The organism is Lignipirellula cremea, assembly GCF_056501455.1.
Window position 1 is genome coordinate 501,371 of record NZ_CM151415.1, and the last position, 18,661, is coordinate 520,031.

General features: G+C 65.1%; 13 protein-coding genes. 7 read left to right on the forward strand and 6 right to left on the reverse strand.

Translation table 11 applies throughout. The annotated features are described in order from the left end of the window. Positions 1 to 311: 311 nt before the first annotated feature. Positions 312 to 1,277, forward strand: coding sequence for an ornithine carbamoyltransferase (gene argF, locus SH602x_RS02045; protein ID WP_479475219.1), 966 nt, complete (start codon positions 312 to 314; stop codon positions 1,275 to 1,277). Between the two features lie 104 nt (positions 1,278 to 1,381). Beyond that, positions 1,382 to 2,107, forward strand: a complete 726-nt coding sequence (gene rph / locus SH602x_RS02050; RefSeq protein WP_479475220.1) for a ribonuclease PH — start codon at positions 1,382 to 1,384, stop codon at positions 2,105 to 2,107. A gap of 97 nt (positions 2,108 to 2,204) precedes the next feature. Here the strand turns inward: rph and SH602x_RS02055 are convergent, their stop codons facing one another. The 5 genes from SH602x_RS02055 to SH602x_RS02075 form a co-directional block, all read right to left on the reverse strand. After that, on the reverse strand, positions 2,205 to 4,427 hold the full coding sequence (locus SH602x_RS02055; RefSeq protein WP_479475221.1) for an HYR domain-containing protein: 2,223 nt from the start codon (positions 4,425 to 4,427) through the stop codon (positions 2,205 to 2,207). A 132-nt stretch (positions 4,428 to 4,559) separates the two neighbouring features. Further along, a complete protein-coding gene (locus SH602x_RS02060; RefSeq protein WP_479475222.1) occupies positions 4,560 to 6,863 on the reverse strand; it encodes a hypothetical protein in 2,304 nt (767 codons plus the stop codon). A 454-nt stretch (positions 6,864 to 7,317) separates the two neighbouring features. Beyond that, complete coding sequence (locus tag SH602x_RS02065; RefSeq protein ID WP_479475223.1) at positions 7,318 to 9,612, reverse strand: HYR domain-containing protein; 2,295 nt, start codon at positions 9,610 to 9,612, stop codon at positions 7,318 to 7,320. A gap of 222 nt (positions 9,613 to 9,834) precedes the next feature. After that, positions 9,835 to 10,770, reverse strand: coding sequence for a site-specific tyrosine recombinase XerD (gene xerD, locus SH602x_RS02070; protein WP_479475224.1), 936 nt, complete (start codon positions 10,768 to 10,770; stop codon positions 9,835 to 9,837). A 266-nt stretch (positions 10,771 to 11,036) separates the two neighbouring features. Next, positions 11,037 to 12,677 carry an amidophosphoribosyltransferase gene (locus SH602x_RS02075; protein WP_479475225.1) on the reverse strand — a complete coding sequence of 547 codons (1,641 nt, stop codon included), beginning with the start codon at positions 12,675 to 12,677 and terminating at the stop codon, positions 11,037 to 11,039. Positions 12,678 to 12,955: 278 nt separating this feature from the next. Between SH602x_RS02075 and SH602x_RS02080 the strand changes: the two genes are divergently transcribed. The 4 genes from SH602x_RS02080 (at position 12,956) to SH602x_RS02095 (ending at position 15,734) form a co-directional block, all read left to right on the forward strand. Further along, entirely contained in the window at positions 12,956 to 13,315 is a 360-nt protein-coding gene (locus SH602x_RS02080) for a type II toxin-antitoxin system RelE/ParE family toxin (protein ID WP_479475226.1), read from the forward strand. A 4-nt stretch (positions 13,316 to 13,319) separates the two neighbouring features. After that, complete coding sequence (locus tag SH602x_RS02085; RefSeq protein WP_479475227.1) at positions 13,320 to 13,661, forward strand: helix-turn-helix domain-containing protein; 342 nt, start codon at positions 13,320 to 13,322, stop codon at positions 13,659 to 13,661. Positions 13,662 to 13,694: 33 nt separating this feature from the next. Further along, positions 13,695 to 14,687, forward strand: a complete 993-nt coding sequence (locus SH602x_RS02090; RefSeq protein ID WP_479475228.1) for an NAD-dependent epimerase/dehydratase family protein — start codon at positions 13,695 to 13,697, stop codon at positions 14,685 to 14,687. Between the two features lie 243 nt (positions 14,688 to 14,930). Then, positions 14,931 to 15,734: a leucine-rich repeat domain-containing protein gene (locus SH602x_RS02095; protein WP_479475229.1), complete on the forward strand. Its 804-nt coding sequence runs from the start codon at positions 14,931 to 14,933 to the stop codon at positions 15,732 to 15,734. Between the two features lie 134 nt (positions 15,735 to 15,868). Here SH602x_RS02095 and SH602x_RS02100 read toward each other — a convergent pair whose 3' ends face one another. After that, on the reverse strand, positions 15,869 to 17,566 hold the full coding sequence (locus SH602x_RS02100; RefSeq protein WP_479475230.1) for an EF-hand domain-containing protein: 1,698 nt from the start codon (positions 17,564 to 17,566) through the stop codon (positions 15,869 to 15,871). A 344-nt stretch (positions 17,567 to 17,910) separates the two neighbouring features. Here SH602x_RS02100 and SH602x_RS02105 point away from each other — a divergent pair, with 344 nt between their 5' ends. Next, positions 17,911 to 18,648 (forward strand): hypothetical protein, encoded by a 738-nt coding sequence (locus SH602x_RS02105; protein ID WP_479475231.1) that lies wholly within the window; start codon positions 17,911 to 17,913, stop codon positions 18,646 to 18,648. The last annotated feature ends 13 nt before the right edge of the window (positions 18,649 to 18,661 follow it).

The following is an 18,661-nucleotide window of genomic DNA, read 5'->3' on the forward strand; positions in this document are numbered from 1 at the left end:
AAAAAGGGCGGGATTTCGCAGGTCAGGCATCGCCTGGCGACGACACGTTAACGGATCGCCCTGAATTCACGTTCGCTACGAAGTAGCCCAGGCGTGCCTGACCGACGGAACAGGGACACGGGGGGCTGACACCCTCCGCTCCCCAAGAGCTTTCACTTCACGCGAGCGAAGACGCTCCAGATTCCGGCGCAGGCAAGCGTCGGAATCTTCGCTTTTCCGGCCACCTCATCTCGCTCGAAGGTTTTGGTTAAGTCCGTTCGAGCGAGTCTCGTTTACTTCCGTATTCGCCGCGACTGGCGGCAGGCTTTGCGATGCGACATCTACTCACGCTGACGGACCTCTCGGCGACGGAGCTGCGAACGGTTCTGGACCTCGCGCTGCGTCTGAAGCGAGCCTATCGGGGCGGGGCCCGCCCTCCCCTGCTCGCCCGGCGGACGCTGGCGTTGCTGTTCGAGAAGCAGTCGCTGCGCACGCGAGTCAGCTTCGAGACGGGCATGACCCATCTCGGCGGAGCGACGCTCTACCTGGGCGAGGACGTCGGCTGGGGGAAGCGAGAGGCGCCGCAGGATTTCTCGCGCGTGCTGTCGCGGTACGTCGATGCGGTCGTGATCCGCTCGAAGAAGCACGAGACGGTGACCGAGTTCGCGAAGTATTCCGACTGCCCGGTCATCAACGGCCTGACCGACTGGTCGCACCCCTGCCAGGCGATCGCCGACGTGCTGACGATGATGGAACATCGGGGTTCGCTCGAGGGGGCGAAGCTCGCGTACGTCGGCGATTCGAACAACGTCTGTCGCAGCCTGGCGTTCGCGTGCGGCATGCTCGGCGTGGAACTGGCGGTCGGATCGCCCGAAGGCTATCGCTACGACGAAGCGGATCGCAAGCACTTCGTCGCGAAAGCGCCGAAGGGCAAGTTCGTTTTCGACGCGACGGCCGAAGAGGCGGCGAGGGACGCCGACTTCGTCTATACCGACGTCTGGGCCAGCATGGGCCAGGAGAAGGAACGCGAAGTCCGGCAGAAAGCCTTCGCCGCGTACCAGGTCGACGGCAAGCTGATGAAGCTGGCCAAGCCGAACGCGGGCTTCCTGCATTGCCTGCCGGCTCGCCGGGGCGAAGAGGTGACCGACGAGGTCATGGACAGCCCCACCAGCCTGATCGTCGATCAGGCCGAGAACCGCATGCATGCCCAGAAAGCCGTCCTCATCTGGCTGCTCGGCCAGAAGGATTCCGGCATTCTGCAGTCTGCCGAGAAGGAACTGCCGAAGACGGGGAAGTGACGACGCGGTTTCCTGAGCGGGGGGTGTAAACCCCCCGAGGTATCCGACGCGACGCTATCCGAACTCGGAAGGCTTACGCCCCCCGCTCAGGAAGAACTTCACGCATGACGCAACGTCCCGCGGACCAGCTTCGCCCGATCTCGATCGAGCGGCATTACCTTCGCACGTGCCCCGGCAGCGTACTGTACCGCTCGGGCGGAACGACCGTGCTCTGCACCGCGAGCGTGCTGAACGAGGTGCCGCCGTTCCTCGTCGGCAAGGGGAAGGGCTGGATCACGGCGGAGTACGAAATGCTTCCCGCCGCGACCACGCCGAGGCGACGCCGCGACCGCTCGGGCAAGGTCGACGGTCGCACGACCGAGATCCAGCGCCTGATCGGACGCAGTCTGCGAGCGGTCGCCGACCTGACGACGCTGGGCGAGCGAACGCTGGCGATCGACTGCGACGTGCTGGAAGCGGACGGCGGCACGCGCACCGCGGCGATCAGCGGCGCGCTCGTCGCGCTCGTCGACGCGATCGCCGCGGTGAAGGATCAGCTTCCCGACCCGACGAAGTATCCCCTGCGCGATTCGGTCGCCGCCGTCAGCGTCGGCATCGTGAAGGGCGTCGCGACGCTCGACCTGGACTATCCGCTCGACGTCGCGGCGGAGGTCGATATGAACGTCGTGATGACGGGCGCGGGCCGCTTCGTCGAAGTCCAGGGGACGGGCGAGGAGGCGACGTTCGGCGACGACGAACTGGCCGCCCTGCTCTCCCTGGCCAAGAAGGGCATCCGCGAGATTCGCGAGAAGCAGAAAGCGGCGCTCGGCGACGTCTGGCCGTTCGCCTAGCCGACTGCGGACGAACGCGCGTCGCATACGAAGAAGGCCCGCGCGTCGCACGAGGGCCCAGGCGCCTGGGTCGCCTATCTTTCGCCGAACGCAGCGGCTACTCGTCCTCGGACTGGCTGACGAGGACGTCGACGGTCTCCTCGGAGGCGAGATCGCGGCGCGCGGACGCGGCGGCGTAAGACGCGTACAGACTGGCGACGAGGGCGTCCTCGTCCGCGCCGGACAAGTACGATTCGTACGCTTGCGACGCGGCCAGACTGGCGAGCTCCGCTTGTCGAAGTCGCAGCGAGGAATACGCGAGCCGTTCTTCGACCGAAGCGAGAGATTCGACGCCGATATCGTCGCCGGCCATGGCGCCGAGCAGGCAGGCCCCCGCCGTCGCCTCGAGCCCGGACGCACCGCTGGAGAAGGCGTTGGCGTAGGCCGTCCGGAGCGCCTGGTCGGCTTCGTTCGCGGACTTGCGCGCGGTGCGAACCTTGCGGACGCGGACGGTCATCGTGTCGGACGATTTCGCGCCTGCTGCGTCGGTGACGGTCAGCGTCACGCGAGTCGTGCCCCGCTTGAACAGGCCGCTCGTCCTGGCGGCGGTCGGGTTCGCGAACTTCACGCCCGGAGCGTGCCACCGGTAGGTCAGCGCGTGGCCGTCGACGTCGCCCGAGCGCGTCCCGTTCAGGCGGACCTTGGCCCGCACGTTCTTCGTCCTGACGACGCGGTTCGGTCCGGCTTCGGCGGAAGGATTGACGTTGACGACGGTCACCTGCTGCACCGACTTCACGACGTTTCCGCTGGCATCCCTCACGGTCCAGACGACTTTCGTGGTGCCGATCGGAAATCGTCCGTTCGACGGTGCATCGTTCGTGACTCGCGGAGCGGGATCGCAGGCGTCGCTCACGTTCGGCTGCCGGAGATCGACGGTCGCGAAGAGCTTGCCGCGATCGACTCGGCTCTTCATGTCGGTCGCGACGACGACGATCGGATCGGTCGTGTCGGCGACGGTGACTCGCGTCCGGACGCGGTCCGAAGCCGTTCCGTCGCTCGCTTCTATATGCACGTCGGTCTCTCCGTGCGGGAAGTCGTACCGCAGCGTGGAGGTTTGTCCGGGGATGAGATCGCGTTCCGTCCGGACCGGGACGCCGGCGACGAACCAGACGACGGTCAGCCGATCGGTCGGATTGGAATCCTCCACCCTCGCCGTGAGCGTGACGAAATTTCGAGCGCCGCTGCATTCCACGCGTTGCGGCTCGGGACGGTCGATCGTGGGTGGAAAGTTCGCCGGTCGAGGAGCGTTCGCGACGCGAAATCCGGCCGGCGAACCGTCGGCGAGAACGCCGTCTCCGACGAGCACGCGACCGTCGGCGGAGACGTCGTTGACGACGTCGAGACGGTTCCAGGCAGAAAGGTCGACGCCCGAACTGAGGAGCAGTTCGAAGAGCTGTCGAGGATGGCGTTCCAGCCAGACGGCGGCGAGTCCGCCTGGTCGATTCGCGTTGTCGGACGAGCCGACGATGATTTTGCCGTCGTCGGAGATGCCGGAGGCGGAACTGTATCCCGTCGCTCCGTCGACGGTCCCGAGATCGAGCATCGCCTCTCTTCGGTTCCAGAGGAAGGCATGTCCATGGCCGCTCTCCGTAAGCGAACTGCCGACGATCTGCGTGCCGTCTCCGGAGACTCCGTTCGCGTCGGCGCCCTGTTCTCCGCCGTCCAGCGAACCCAGGTATTCGGGGGGAGCCTGTTCGCGAAAGATGCAGGCGCTGTTTCCGACTTGGCCGACGATCGTCGAACCGTCGCCCGAGATCGCGCGCGGAACGCCGGTAGAACCTTCTGCAGAGCGGAGGCTCTTCGTTTCGCCGTTCCGCCACACGATCGGAAGGCCGCGAAGTCCCCCGAGTCTCACGCCGACGGCCGTCGCTCCGTCGTCGGAGACGTCGAACGCGAAGTCGTCGAACCTCGAGAACGTCCCTGAGCGATTGCGACGAAAGGCGTTCGGAGATCCTCCGCCGTACCCTACGACGACATCGCCGTCGGCGGATAATCCTGTCCCGCGCATCGAACCGGGATTCGTCGTGGATGCGTCCGCGAACCCGGCGATGCCGGAAGCCGCGGTCCAGAGGTACGCCCCTTCGACGATCGGATCGTCTTCGGCGATGTTCGACCAGCCGGTGACGACCCGGCCGTCGGCGGAGACGGCGAGCGCCGAGGTCGCGGGATTCTCTTCGCTCAGGAAGCCGAGGGAAGCGATGGTCGGCGACTGCCCGACGGCGACCGCTCCCCAGCAGCAGATGCCGAGCGCGGCGAACGCGTGGACGATCGAACGTAGCATCGGACGGTCCCTCGACTTAGCAAGCAACGATGTAGGGAGTCGAAACGACGGCGAGCTGAGCGGAAATTATGAAAGAGAAGGCCCCGCGCGGGGAGCGCGGGGCCTTCGATCGGTTTCGCGGGAACGAGACGGCTATTCGTCCGACTCCACGGAAGCGGACAGAATCTCGGTCACGTCGCTCGACGACAGATCGTCATGGGCGTGGCCGCTGGCGCAGTACGCCGCGAGGCCAGCCGCCAACGCGTTCTCGTCGCCGCTCGCGAGGAAGGCTTGCAGCAACTGATCGCCAGCCTGACGGGCGACGTTCGACTGCTGCTGGCGCAGCGCGAGGTACGCCGTGAGGTCGTCCGAGTCGGCGTCGCCGTTCACGTTAACGTCCGAACCGGCGAGCGTGCCGAGCGCGTACGCCGACCGGGTCAGGGCGAGGCCCGCCGCCGCTGACGCTCCGCCTCCGTTGGCGAGGCTGGCCGCCGCGCCGTCGTGGGCGTCGCGCACGGCCGCGTCCGCATGCGTCGCGCCGGCTCGTGCGGAGCTGGTCACGGTCACGCGGATCCGGACCACGTCAGTCGACTTGGCGCCTGCTTCGTCGGTGACCGTCAGCCGGATCACGTTGTTGCCCTTCTTGCACACGGCGGTCGGGCGGGCGTTCTTCTTGCCGATGATCCTGGCCTTGCCCGAAGTCCAGAGGTAGGTCAGGTCGTGCTTGTCGGTATCGCGCGACCTCAGACCGCTCAGCTTCACTCGCAGAGTTTTTCCCTTCATGGTTCGCGTCTTGTCCGGACCCGCGTTCGCGATGGGCTTCGCGTTGGTGACGGTCACCTTCTGCTTCGCCTGAGCGAAGTTGCCGTCATCGTCGGTCACCGTCCAGACCACGTTCGTCGTTCCGATGGGGAACTGACTCGGGGCGTTGTTGGTGACGGTCGGAGTAGGGTCGCACGCGTCGGTGACGCTCGGCAGAGGCAAGCTCGGCGTCGCGAAGATTTCGCCCTTGTCGACTTTGACGCTCAGGTCGGCTGCGACGATCACGATCGGGGCCGTGGTGTCGACCACCGTCACCGTCGTCGCGGCGTTGCCGACGTCCGTCCCGTCGCTGACCTGGATGGCGACGTTGCTGACGCCGTCCGGGAAGTTGAAGGTGAACGAGGAGTTCGACCCCGGAACGACGTTGTTCGTCGTCTGCTGAGGAGTTCCGTTGACGCTCCACTGCACCGTCAGCAGTTCGCCGGGGTCAGGATCGTTAACGGTCGCGTTCAGCGTGACCGAATTCACGGCCCCGTTGCACTCGACGGAGACCGGCGCGGGCGTCGTCACCGTCGGCGGGGTGTTCGGCGTGATGGTGACGCGGAAGGCCGTTTGAGCTCCGTTGAAGGTTCCCTGCCCGACGATGTACCTGCCGTTATCGGAAACGTCGAAACAAACGTCGAGCGTGGTCCAGCCCGTGATGTTCGCGCCGAGGCTTTGCAGGTAGCTCAGCAGCGACTCGCCCGACCCGGGTCCGTTTCGCCAGATCGCAGCCTGTCCGCCGAAGCCCGGATTGATCGAGGCGCCGACGACCATGGACCCGTCGTTTGAGACGGCGGTGGCGGCGCTCGCGTTGGCGGCCACGTTGCCGATCGCTCCCAGATCGATCATGCCCCCCGCCTGGGTCCAGAACATCGCACGTTGCGCGACGCCGGGAATCGAGCTGTCGCCGACGACGATCGTTCCCGCGGCGTTGACGTCGCGGGCCAGCGAATTGCCGCTTGCCTGGCCGCCGATCAGGCCCAGGTCCGTCGCGTTTCCGCCGACCGTGAACGTGCAGGCTCGAGTGAACGCGCCGAAGCTGGATTGTCCCACGATCACGGCGCCGCTCGCGGACACTGCGTTCGCCGCGCTGTTGCCCGTATTGGGAACGATCGTTCCCAAAGGCAGCGTCTGGTTCGTCCCCGCGTTGAAGATGAATCCGCGGGTCTGTGCTGCGACCGCGGTATTGGACTGTCCGACGACGATGTTTCCATCCGCGGAGACGCCGTTCGCTACCGACGTACCTGCGGCGGGAATGCCGGGGAGCGTCGGGAGCAACACGATCGCACCCGCTCCGACCTTGCGGAACGCCCGTTGCGGCGGACCGGCGACCTGCGATTCGGAACTGCCGACGATCACGCCGTTGGCGGAGATGTCATTGCCGACCGCATCGATGTTCACGAACGGCTGGCCGATGAACGCGCCCAGGTCCTGCATCGGACCGGGCGGCGTCCAGAGGAAGACGTGGTTGCGATTGTTGGTCGTCCGGGACTGGCCCGTGACAGACTGCCCGTCGGGCGAGACTCCGAAGGCGTTGGAGATCGGAGTTCCCGGCAGAAGGTGCCCGAGACTCTCGATCTGCCCCGTCTGGGCGAAGGCCGAGGCGCCAGCGCACCCCAGCATCAACACCGCCGCCGCATGCCATCGTTTCATGGAGCCGCTCCGTCAAAGGAGGACGCGCGACGATGAGATTCCGAGAAGGGCGCCGAGGAAGGCTAAGTTGCCTGGCTCGGGGCATCGCGCATCCCGTGGGGCGGCGATTCTACTCCCGCAAAGAAAAAATCCAGCGGATGTATAGGCAAGTTTTAATGAAAATAGGGATTTGGATGGGCGGGTGTTAATTTGGTGAAAATGCGGAGCGGGTTCGGAACTTTTGCGAGCCTGATCGGGACATCTACATGGTGTCAGCATCGCCGAGGCACGAGCCGCGGTGACTTCATCTCCGAGCGCTCCATCCCGAGTTGCAGGAGTAAGGAAGTAGAGCTTGATCCTGGTAAGCATCAACCATTCGCTGACCGACTATCGGCGAATTCGCATGAAAAAAGGCCCCCGCGTCGGACGCAGGGGCCTTCTCTTGAAGCAGATCCTCGAAAAGAGGACTGGCTGGCTACTCCTTGACGATCTCGCTCACGAGGACGTCGATGGTCTCTTCCGAAGCGAGGTCGCACTGCGCGGCCGCGGCGGCGTAGGAAGCGTACAGGCTGGCGACGAGAGCGTTCTCGTCAGCGCCGGCGAGATACGACTCGTAAGCCTGTGACGCCGCGAGAGCCGACAGATTTGACTGCTGAATCCGCAGAGCCGCGTAATCGAGTTGGTCGCTGGTCGAAGCGTCGCCGTTCACGTTGACGTCGTCGCCGGCGAGCGCGCCGAGGAAGTAAGCCGCGGTCGCCGCCTGTGCGCCTGCCCCGCCGCTGGAGGCAGCGTTTGCGTAGGCGGTGCGGATCGCGCTGTCCGCCTGCGAGGCGCTCGTTCGCGCCGTGCGCGCCTTCTTGATGCGGACGATCATCGTGTCGCTCGACTTGGCGCCCCCTTCGTCGGTGACCGTCAGCGTGACGCGGGTGACGCCGAGCTTGAATCTGCCGCTGGTGCGGACCGACGTCGGATCGGCGATCTTCGTCTTCGCAGCGCTCCATTGGTAAGTCAGGTTGTGCTTGTCCGGATCTCGCGAACGGCTTCCGTTCAGTTGGACGGTCGTTCGCTTCTTCTTCGATGCGCGGACGATGTTCGCCCCCGCGTTCGCCGACGGAGCGCGATTTTCGACGATGATCTTCTGCGTCGCGGTTGCGACGTTGCCTGCCTTGTCCTTGACGGTCCAGACGACGTTCGTCGTTCCGATCGGGTAGCGATTGTTGGCGGGAGCGTTGTTAGTGACGACCGGGCTCGGATCGCAGACGTCGGTAACGCTCGGCGTATTCAGGGCAATGGTCGCGAAGATTTCGCCACGGTCGACTCGACGCGTCAGTTCCGCGGCGACGATGACGATGGGGCTCTTCGTATCGACGACGGTGACGGTCGTCGACGAAGTGACGGGCGCCGACTTGTTGTCGGTGACCGAGACGGTGACCGTACTGGCCCCGTCCGGGTAGTTGAACGTGAAGGGCACCGTCGAGCCGGGAGCGGCCGTGGACGTCTGTTGATTCGTCCCGTTGACGAACCAGGAGACCTGCAGCGAATCGCCTGCGTTCGGATCGCTCACGGTCGTCTGAAGCGTGACGAGGTTCTGCGTTCCGTTGCACTCGACGGTCGTCGCCGTCAGCGGCGAAACCGTCGGCGGAGTGTTCGGCGTGAGGACGATGCGGAAGCTGCCCTCCAGGCCGCCGGTCAAGGTGCCGCGGCCCACCAGAACGCTCCCATTGGCGGAGACGTCGGTAATCTCGTCGAAGTCATTCCAACCCGTGGGGGTGACTCCGTAGTCCGCCGTCAGCAAATGCCACAACTGGCGGGGCTGGTTATTGATCCAGAGCGCCGCGTTCCCGCCGGGACGGGCGTTGTTCACCGACAAACCCCCGATGACGGTGCCGTCGCTATTGACGCAGTTCGCGGAACTCGCTCCGACGACGTTGTCTACCGTTCCGAGATCGGTCGCCGGACCTCCCGGTCCCGGGAAAATGGCGGCGTGCGTCAAGGCCCCCAACGAGATCGAATTGCCGACGATGATCGCGCCGTTCGGCGTCACGTCATTCGCCTGGCTGGCTCCGTTGATGTTCTGGATCGTGCCGAGGTCCGCAACCGGTTGGCCGACGATAAATCGACAGGCGTGGTTTTGAGCCCCGTTGAAGGAGCGTCCGACGATGACCGAGCCGTCTTGCGAGACCGCAGTCGCGAAACTCAAGCCCAGGACGTTCGAGATCGTCCCCAGATTGACCGGAGTTCCGTTTTGCCAGCGGGTGGCACGGGACGCCGCGCTGTACCCGTCCATGAAGGTCACCCCCGCGCCGGCGCCGCTGACGCCGACGACCGTGAATCCGTCGTCGCTTACGGCGTTCGCCCAACTGTCGGCGCCGACAACAGGCGTCAGCGGCGTGAGCACGCCGCTCGAGTCCCGTCGGAACCCGCGCTGGTTGAAGGCGGCATTGATCTCCGAGTAGCCGACGAGAATCGACCCATCCGCCGAAAGTCCGCGTCCCGAGGCCCAAACGAAAGCCGACACCGTATCGATCGCGCCCAGGTTCTGGATCGGGCCGGGCGGCGTATATCGAAAGATATGACGACGACTCGCTGCTGGCGTGTTGGTGTGCGACTCACCGGAGACGACCAGGCCGTTATCGGAGACGGTACGTGCGCTCGTCGTCTGATTCGTAGGATCGATGAACCCGAGGTTTTCGATCGTCGCGGTCTGGGCGAAGGCAGAGCCTCCCCAGCATCCGAGGAAAAGAAGACTCCCCGCTAACAAACGCTTCATGTTGCACCTTGGTGGGGTGCAGGAGGGCGCGGCGACGGTCCGACGCGGTATCCCAATCCGTCCGCCCATACCTGCGGCACGGATTCTAACGATTTTATGGGTTATTCAAGGGGTGCCGGTCGGAGTTTTATGCAAGGATTTGGATTGTTCAGGCAGCTCTGGAGGGACTCAGGTTACCCAAAGATCGCATGTTCACAGATTTCGCTGCAAAAGACCGCGCACCTACGCCCGCGGATGAAACTTCGCGTGGACCTTCTGCAGGCGGGTCTGGTCGACGTGGGTGTAGATCTGCGTGGTGCGGATGTTGGAATGGCCGAGAAGCTCCTGCACCTGCCGCAAGTCGGCGCCGCCGGCCAGGAGATGCGTCGCGAAACTGTGCCGCATCGTGTGGGGGCTGATGTTGGTCGGGACGCCCGAGCGCACGGCGTACTTCTTGATCAGCTCCCAGATCGCCTCGCGACGCAGCTCGGCGCCGCTCTTCGACAGAAAGACCCACGGTGGATCGACGTTCCGCCGGGCGAGGACGGGCCGCTCCTCGTCGAGATACTTCGTCAGAGCCTCGACCGCCCGGCGGCCGAGCGGAACGATCCGTTCCTTGTTCCCCTTCCCGCGGCACTTGCAGTAGCCCTCCGCCAGCCGGACGTCCGCCAGGCGAAGCGACTGCGTCTCCGACGCGCGGCAGCCCGTCGCGTACATCAGTTCGAGCAGCGCCTTGTCGCGCAGCGGAAAGCTGTCGTACGGGGCGGGCGCCGCGAGCAGGGCTTCCACCTTCTGCGGCGAAAGAACCTTCGGGATCCGCTCCCACAGCCGCTGGCTGCCGATCAGTTCGGCGACGTTCTCCTTCAGAACGCCTTCCAGTTGCAGGTAGCGGAAGAACCCGCGGAGCGCTACGACATGCCGCGCCACGCTCGGCGGAGCGAGCCCCAGTTCCCCCAGCCAGACGACATAATCGGTCAGGTCGGCCAGAACCAAATGCGCAGGCGACCTGCCAGAGAGCCAGCCGTCGAAACGTCGCACGTCCCGCTCGTACGCAGCCAGCGAGTGGACCGATAGCTGGCGCTCGTTCCGCAGGTAATTCAGGTAGGAGGAGACCCACTCGCCCAGCGCGAAGGACTGCTTCGGCGCCGTCTTGAGCATCCGATCGCGCAGGCGTGACACGGCAGATCCGATGCGAAGAAGAAGCGGGATTCCAGCTTCTTCGTCATCGGATCGCGGAGCGCCGCGAGTCGTCGACAGCGGAGGAAGAAAGGGTCGTAGCGAACGGTCCGCGTAGGTCAGGCGCTGCCTGACGGCTATTGGTTAGCGGACTCGGTCTTGCTCGATTGGTGGCCCATCTCCGGCGCACACGAGCGGCGACGCGTGCCGAAGTAGCCGTCAGGCAATGCCTGACCTACAAAAGTCGCTCTGCTGGCGAACCTCGAAATTCACGTCCTCGGCGCGGACGCTTCGAGCAGTTCGCGGGGGGCTTCGGTCTCTTCGACCTCGAACAGGCGCTTGTCCTCGGCCGATTGCGAATCGTCCTTCGCGTTCAGGTCGAGTTCGTACAGTTCCTGACCGCACGAGGTGGGATAGCGTCCCGTGATGCAGGCCTGGCAGAGCGAATGGCCGGGAAGCCCGATCGCCCGCGCGATCGATTCGACCGGCAGATACCGCAGCGAATCGGCGTTCAGCTTGCGAGCCATTTCCGCCTCGATCTCGGGCGTCATCTCGTTCCCCTCCATAAATCGGGGGGCGAACAGTTCCCGGATCCGCGACATGTCGATGCCGTAATAACACGGCGCCACGATGGGGGGACACGCCACGCGGACATGCACTTCCCGCGCGCGGCCGATCTCCTTGATGCGATCGACCAGGACCGACAGCGTCGTCGAGCGAACGATCGAATCCTCGACCAGCAGGACGACCTTGTCCTCCAACACCTCCCGCAGGGGCGTGTACTTGCTTTTGACCTTCTTGATCCGCCCCTCGGGCCCCTCGATGAAGGTCCGCCCGGAGTAGCGATTCCGCATCAAACCTTCGCGGCAGGGCACGCCGAGCTTGAACGCCATCGCGTCCGCCGCCGCCTTGCTGGTATCCGGGACGGGGCAGACGATCACGTCCTCGTCGATCGGCACCGAGTCCGGGCGTTCCAGTTCCAGCCGAGCCAGTTCCAGGCCCAGGGCGTACCGCGACTGGTAGACGCTGCGGTTGTCGAGCGAACTGGCGACGTTGGCGAAGTAGACCCACTCGAAGAAGCAGTGGGCCGTGCGGGCTGCCGGGGCGAAACGCTCGATCGTCTTCCCCTTCTCGGTCACGACGATCGCTTCGCCTGCGCCGAGAAAGCGGATGTCGTCCTTCGAGAAGCCCAGATTCAACAGCGCGACGCTTTCGCTGGCCGCGGCGAACAGCTTTCCGTCGTCGGCATAACAGAGCGGCTTCATCCCCAGCGGGTCGCGGGCGACGAGCATCTCCCCGTTCGCGTTCAGGAAGACGATCGAGTAGGCGCCGTCGAACCGCTGGGCCGCGCCGGCCATCGCCTCGAACAGCGTCGGGCGACGGTCGCCGGAGAACTGCTGGCTCAGGTAGTGCATCACCAGCTCGGTGTCGGACTCGAGCGCGAGATGATGTTCCGCCGTGGACAGGACTTCCTGTCGGAGATCGATGTAGTTCGCCAGCTGCCCGTTGAAGGCGAAACTGAACCACTTCCGTTTTTCGAGATGCGGGCGGACGAACGGCTGGGCGTAGTTGATGTCGTCCTTGCCGCACGTCGCGTAGCGAACGTGTCCGATCGCAGCGGGGCCGACGACGGACGACATGATCGCGTCGTACTTGGCCTGGTGCGACATGCGAAACGCTTCGCTGACCGGGCCCAGATCCTTATGCGTCGCCAGCAGGTTCGTCTGCGTCGGGCGATAGGCCGTCATCCCCGCGGCGAGCTGGCCGCGGTTCTGGATATCGAGCAGCATCCGCGGGATCAGGCGACTGGCCTCGCCCGGCGGCAGCTCTTCGCCGAGGATCTGACTCGGCGAGGCGGTGTTGTAGTGATAGACCGCGACGATTCCGCACTCGTGAAAAAGTTCGCTCATGAGGCGTTCTGGACGATCTGCCGGCGGGGCGGATACGGGGCGAACTTGGCGGAATTCTTGGAGCGTCGTGCAATGCGTCCCGAGAGGATGACGAGACCCTCCCCTCGCGCATCGACTCCGCGTCGGTATTCTAGCGGCGATTGTTAAGAAGCGACAAGCGACAGGTTTCCCTTCGTACGTCAGCATGGATCGCCTCGATGGGCGCCGCATCGGAAGACTTTCGCGGCCGCGAACTATCCAAAGTTGATTTTATGCGTTATTCGGCATAAGGTGAAGCGGTGGCGAAGGACGAAAACCGTACTCTGCCGATCGTCTATGCGACACGTGACGAGTTTTCCGTTCCGCCGTTCTCGGAAGCGGGTCGAGCGAAGGCTCTGGAATACCTGCGGCAACTGTCGCTCGGAGTCAGCTTCGCGCCGCCGATCGCGAAGCCGATGCGGTCGATAGGATCCGGAGTCGCCGAGTTGCGGTTCAGCGACGGAGCGGTTCGTCAGTCTTTCCGGATCATCTACTACCGGGACACTTCGGCAGTCGTCGTGCTGGCGATCTTCGAGAAGAAGTCGCAGAAGACGCCCCGTCGCGTTCTCGAAGCGTGCGAGGCGAGGTTGAAAACTTATCTGCGCAGTCGAAAGGGATAGCGAGATGGATCGCGAAATGAAGAAGCGACTGGTAGCCGCGGGCTTCACTGTGGGAACGCCTCAGACCCTCCTGGACGCGACCGACGAGCAATACGAATTGGCCAAAGCGAGAGCCGACGTCGGGAACGCGGTGCGCGAGCGCAGGGCGGCAAGCGGAGAGACGCAGGCGGAGTTCGCGGATCGCACCGGCTTTTCCCAATCTCGCATGAGCCGCATCGAGCGCGGGGTCGCGGGCATCAGCCTCGACGTCCTGCTGAAGGCGTACTTCGCGACCGGCGGAAGGTGGGAGGAGATCGGGTCTATCGTGCGTCGCGAACCGAAGCGAGCGGAAGCGAAACGATCTTAGTCTGGCCCTTCTCCGAGACTATGGAAAGTTTCGATGTCTTCCTCCCCGCTGCTTCTCGTCACCGGAGCGACCGGAAAGGTCGGCCGTCATTTCCTCAGTCGACTGCTGGCCGATCGCCGCTTCAGCCACTGGCGCATTCGTGCGACCGGTCATCGCCGGGCGCCGGAGTTCGCCGATCGGGTCGAGTCGCTGCAGGGATCGCTGGCCGACCGGGATTTCGTTCGCCGGATCGCGAGCGGCGCGACGCACGTCGTCCACCTGGCGACCTGCAAGGAGACGCCGGACGAGGTGATCGACGTCACGGTGAAGGGCCTGTTCTGGCTGCTGGAGGAACTGCGCGTCTCGCCGCTGTTCGCGCGATTCGTCCTCGTCGGCGGCGACGCGGCGGTCGGACACTTTCACTATGCCCATCCGATCCCGGTCACCGAGACCCAGGGCCACACCGCCTATCCCGGCTGCTACGCCCTGTCGAAGGTTCTGGAAGAGGTCACGCTGGAGCAGTACCGCATCCAGTACGGGTTCGACGGCGTCTGCCTGAGGGCGCCCTGGATCATGGAGAAGGACGACTTCCGCTACCAGCTATCGTTCGGGGAGGACGTCTTCGGCGCGCCTCGGTGGCGGGATCTGGTCGGCCCGGCGATCGCCGACCGGTACGTACAGGAGCGGGCGGTTCCGCTGCCATTCGACGCGGAGGGGAAACCGCTGCTGCGAAACTTCGTTCACGTCGACGATCTGGCGAGCGCCCTGGTGCTCGCGCTCGAACATCCCGCGGCCCGCGGTCAGACGATGAACGTCTGCCTGGACGAACCGGTCGACTACGGAGCGCTGGCGGAGCATCTGCGTGTGACGCGGGGCATGACGCCGGTCGAGATTCGTACGCCGCACCGTTCGACGTGGCTCGATAACGCCAAGGCGAAGTTCCTGCTCGGCTGGCGCCCGGCGTACGACTATCGTCGAATGGCGGACGAGGCGTTCGACTACGTTCGCTCGCCCGACGATCCCCGCACGATCTGGTACCCCGGATGAAGAACGGAGCGGGAACCCGGTTCGATCGACTGATCGACCAGTGTGCCATGGCTGGCTTGCCCAGCCGTGTGGGCGCCGCGGGATGAGCCGTCCATCGAGTCATGGCGTAAGCGCTTCAGGAGCGTTCGTAAGGGAACGTTCGAAGAGGTAAGGCCGTTCTCGAGGGTCTGCACGGCTGGGCAAGCCAGCCATGGCACACATCGTTCGCTCGCCGGCGAATCTTCCACGATTGACGAACGGATGATGGAATCTGAACGAACTAGGACGGGCGTCGGGACGCATCCGACTGCAACTCGTCATCGCGGCTGGCTGCAGGCCCTGCTGCTGCCGGCGATCATCGCGGCGGCGATCGCCGCCTACTGGGCGGCGGTCGACCGGGACGAGCAGCCGATCGATCCGCTGACGGGCGAGGCCAGGACGTCGGATCTTCGCCCCCGTCTTGGCGTCCAGGAAGAGGCCGTGCGCCGCGGATCGCTCGACCGCATCGCCGTCGTGGGCGAACCGGTCACGGCGGAGGACTTGGCGCGCATCGCCGCGCTACCCAATCTCAAGACGATCACGATCGGCACGTTCGAGGGAACCGAAGCCGATCTCGCCCTGCTGGAACAGCTCCCTTCGCTGGAGACTCTGCACCTGCATGATCTGGCCGTCACCGATGCAGGCGCGGAGACGCTCGCGCGAATCGACACGCTGCGGAATTTGAACCTCGACGCCGCGACGCTGGGCGACGAAGGACTCGCCTCGCTGGCGACGCTGCCGAAGCTGGAACTGCTGCGACTCCGTTCGCCGAACGTGACCGACGCCGGGATCGCGGCGCTGGCGAAGTCCCCTGCCCTGGCCCATCTGCACGTCATCGACGCGAAGCTGACGGACGCTTCGCTGGAGACGATCGCCGCCATGCCGCGGGTGGAATCGTTCTACGTCGACGGCGCCGATTTCTCGGCCGATGCCTGGCGGACGTTTCTCGCCGCGAGGCCCGACGTGCATGTCCACGTCGATTCGCTTCACCTGCCCGACGACCCGCAGAGCCGGGTGAAGCACGATTAGGTTCTCTTCCCTGGCGAGCGGAGGGTGTAAGCCCTCCGTGTTTTCGTCACGACGAGAGACTCCGAATCGCCGATCGAACTTGTCGGGTTCGACACGGAGGGCTTACACCCTCCGCTCGCCTTTTCGATTCAGCGCTATTCGTCGTCGCGGTCTTCCTCAGTCGCCTGATCTCCGCTCTCGCCGGCCTGGACTTCCCGGGCGGAGATGAAGCCGTCGGAGTTCTTGTCCAGCTTCTGGAACTTCTGGACTTCCTCTTCGCTCCACTCGCTCGCGAACTCGTACATTCCGACCTGGGCGTCCGCGTTCTTATCCTTCTCGAGGAACCAGTCGGGCAGGCCCGACGGTAGTCGTTCGACCGGCTTCAGAAACCGGTAAGCGGGGCGTGTTCCCTGCTCGCCGTACGTCCGCGACGCGGCGTAGGCATCCTTGCTGGAGACGCCGCTGCGGTTGCTGTTGAGCGACGAGGTCGTCGACCGGGAGGGCGTAGACGCGGTCGAGCCGGAAGCTCCGCCGCCGTATCGCTCCGCCAGACGCTGGACCAGTTCGTCCTTGGTGAGCTTCCCGTCGCGGTTGTAGTCCGCCGCGGCCGGATCGCCGGTCATGGTCGCCCACTCGGCTCGTTCGATCGTGCCGTTCTTGTCCTTGTCGAAGTTGCGGACCATCGTGTCCGCGAACCGGACGTACCGTTCGCGGTTGGCGTCGGCTTCCGAGCGGTCCTCTTCGTCTTCGTCGTCGTAATCCTCGTCTTCGTCGTCCTGATTCCGACTGCCCGGTGCAGCGGGTCCGCCCGGAGGTCCGATGCGGGGAGGAATGGCGCCGGCGGGGCCTCCCCCGACGATCGCTCCTCCCCCGACCATCACGCCGCCGGGCGTCGCTCCGCCGACGATGGGGCCTCGCGGCGGTCCGCCCTGTTCCTGTTCGTCCCCACGGCCGCGACGGCGCCGGTCGCCGCCGTCGTATTCACCGTCGTTCGGATCGCGACGGGGGGTTGGCTGCGCCCCGGGCGCTGCGCCTGCCTGAATGTTGGTCAGCACCGCCGGCGTCGGCGTCTGAGCGGTCGCCGGGGCGGCGCCGTTCGGGTTCTGGTTACCGCCGTTACCTTCTTCCTCGTTGCCGCTGTAGCGATCCTTCAGCCGCATGTAGAGTTCCGACTGCGTCAGGATGCCGTCCTTGTTCAGGTCCGACTGCTCCGGCGGGGAACTCCAGCGGGCGTCAGCCCACTCCCGCTGCTCCAAGGCGCCGCTCTTGTCGCGGTCGTAGCGTTCCATCATCTGGTCGACCATGCTCACCAGACGCGTGCCGTACTGGGCCTGCGCCTGTTCCTTGGTCAGGAAGACCGATCCGTCGCCGAAGGAGAGCGGCGCGGGAAGATCCGTCGTTTCTCCGAACCCCGGCACGAGCGGCTCCGCCTCCGGAGTTTCATTCCGGTCGCGATCCCGATCGCGGTCCCTGTCGTTATCGTCGCCTCGTCCGCGATCGCCTTCTCGCTCGCGACGCGCGCGATCCATGGCCTCGACCATGCGGTTCACGTCGTAGGGGAATCCGCCGCGGATGCCGGCGTCGTTCGCGGCCCGTTCGAGGAATCCTTTGAAGCGATCGTCGACTTCTCCCTCCTCGAGACGTCCGTCGCCGTTTTTGTCGGCCCGACGGAGCATGTCCGCCGGATTCCAGCCCTGAGCGAACGTATCGGCGGGGAGGGTCAGAAACGCCGCCATCAAGAGGGCCGCCGAAACGCCTGCCCGCGCGACGAAGCGCCCCGTCCGTCGTTCGTCAGCCGATTCATCGCGCATGGCTTCGCCCCGCAGAAAATAGTCGAATCGGGGTTCCGTCATAGGTTAGACTTCCGAAAGCGGACGACTCAGCCGCGACTCTGCGTTTCCGGCACGCGGAAAACATTCTAAGCGTACGCCGGAGAAGCCCTTGCGGCAGCCGTTTTTCTCGCGAACGCCGGCCACCGATCCGGGTAACTGCCACGGGCGGCGCTGATTTCTCTCTTCTTGGAAACCGCCGCAACCTTCGCAGGTTCCGGGCGTTAAACGCACAGCGAGTTCGCGAACGACGGAATCGGCGGACGGAACCCCAAGAGCGTTCGGCGTTTAGCGACGGTTTCCTCCGATCCCCCGCGATCGAACTTTTCCCGCTTTCTGACCGAAAGATTCGAGAGAGGCTGGCTCCCATGAAGCGAATTCTGATTGCATCGACCGCCGCGACGTCCCTGTTCTGGGCCGGAATGGCTCTCGCTCAGCCGGGCGGAGGTTTCGGAGGCGGCCCCGGCGGAGCTCCCGGCGGCAACATCGGCTTCCTACTGCAGAACGAGCAGATCAAGGAAGAGCTGAAGATCGACGACGCCCAAGCGGACGAAGTCGAGGAACTCGTCGACGGCCAGCGCGACGCCATGCGGGAAATGTTCCGCGGCGGCGACTTCGACTTCCGCAGCGAAGAAGGTCGCACCAAGATCCGCGAAATGGTCGAAGAGCAGACGGCTAAGCTCGAAAAGGATCTCGGCACGGTCCTGAAGCCCGAGCAGCTCACCCGGCTGAAGCAGATCGGTCGCCAGATGCAGACCAATCGCCCCGGCCAGACGGGCGGCCTGATGCAGAACGAGCAACTGACCGAGGAACTCGGCCTGACCGAGCAGCAGCTCACCCAGATGAAGGAAATGGCCCCCAAAGTCCAGGAAGAACTCCGCGCCGAGGTCCAGAAGGCCACGAAGGCGGCTGAGGAGAAGCTCCTGAGCGTGCTGACCCCGACGCAGAAGGCGAAGTACGCCGAACTGATGGGCGACCCGTTCCAGTTCGACCCCGCTCGCGCCGGCTTCGGCGGTCGCGGCCAGGGCGGTCCCGGCGGCGGACGAGGTCCGGGCGGCGGCGATCGCGGCCCGCAGCGCAGCACGGAGCCCCTGCCGGAACTCTAGACCACGGAATCGT

Excerpts from the sequence above, each read along its gene's own strand:
- SH602x_RS02065 (WP_479475223.1), bottom strand. The coding sequence starts at position 9,612 with ATGAAGCGTTTGTTAGCGGGGAGTCTTCTTTTCCTCGGATGCTGGGGA.
- SH602x_RS02060 (WP_479475222.1), bottom strand. The coding sequence starts at position 6,863 with ATGAAACGATGGCATGCGGCGGCGGTGTTGATGCTGGGGTGCGCTGGC.
- SH602x_RS02055 (WP_479475221.1), bottom strand. The coding sequence starts at position 4,427 with ATGCTACGTTCGATCGTCCACGCGTTCGCCGCGCTCGGCATCTGCTGC.
- argF (WP_479475219.1), top strand. The coding sequence starts at position 312 with ATGCGACATCTACTCACGCTGACGGACCTCTCGGCGACGGAGCTGCGA.
- SH602x_RS02090 (WP_479475228.1), top strand. The coding sequence starts at position 13,695 with ATGTCTTCCTCCCCGCTGCTTCTCGTCACCGGAGCGACCGGAAAGGTC.
- SH602x_RS02105 (WP_479475231.1), top strand. The coding sequence starts at position 17,911 with ATGAAGCGAATTCTGATTGCATCGACCGCCGCGACGTCCCTGTTCTGG.
- SH602x_RS02100 (WP_479475230.1), bottom strand. The coding sequence starts at position 17,566 with ATGACGGAACCCCGATTCGACTATTTTCTGCGGGGCGAAGCCATGCGC.
- SH602x_RS02085 (WP_479475227.1), top strand. The coding sequence starts at position 13,320 with ATGGATCGCGAAATGAAGAAGCGACTGGTAGCCGCGGGCTTCACTGTG.
- rph (WP_479475220.1), top strand. The coding sequence starts at position 1,382 with ATGACGCAACGTCCCGCGGACCAGCTTCGCCCGATCTCGATCGAGCGG.
- SH602x_RS02095 (WP_479475229.1), top strand. The coding sequence starts at position 14,931 with ATGGAATCTGAACGAACTAGGACGGGCGTCGGGACGCATCCGACTGCA.
- SH602x_RS02075 (WP_479475225.1), bottom strand. The coding sequence starts at position 12,677 with ATGAGCGAACTTTTTCACGAGTGCGGAATCGTCGCGGTCTATCACTAC.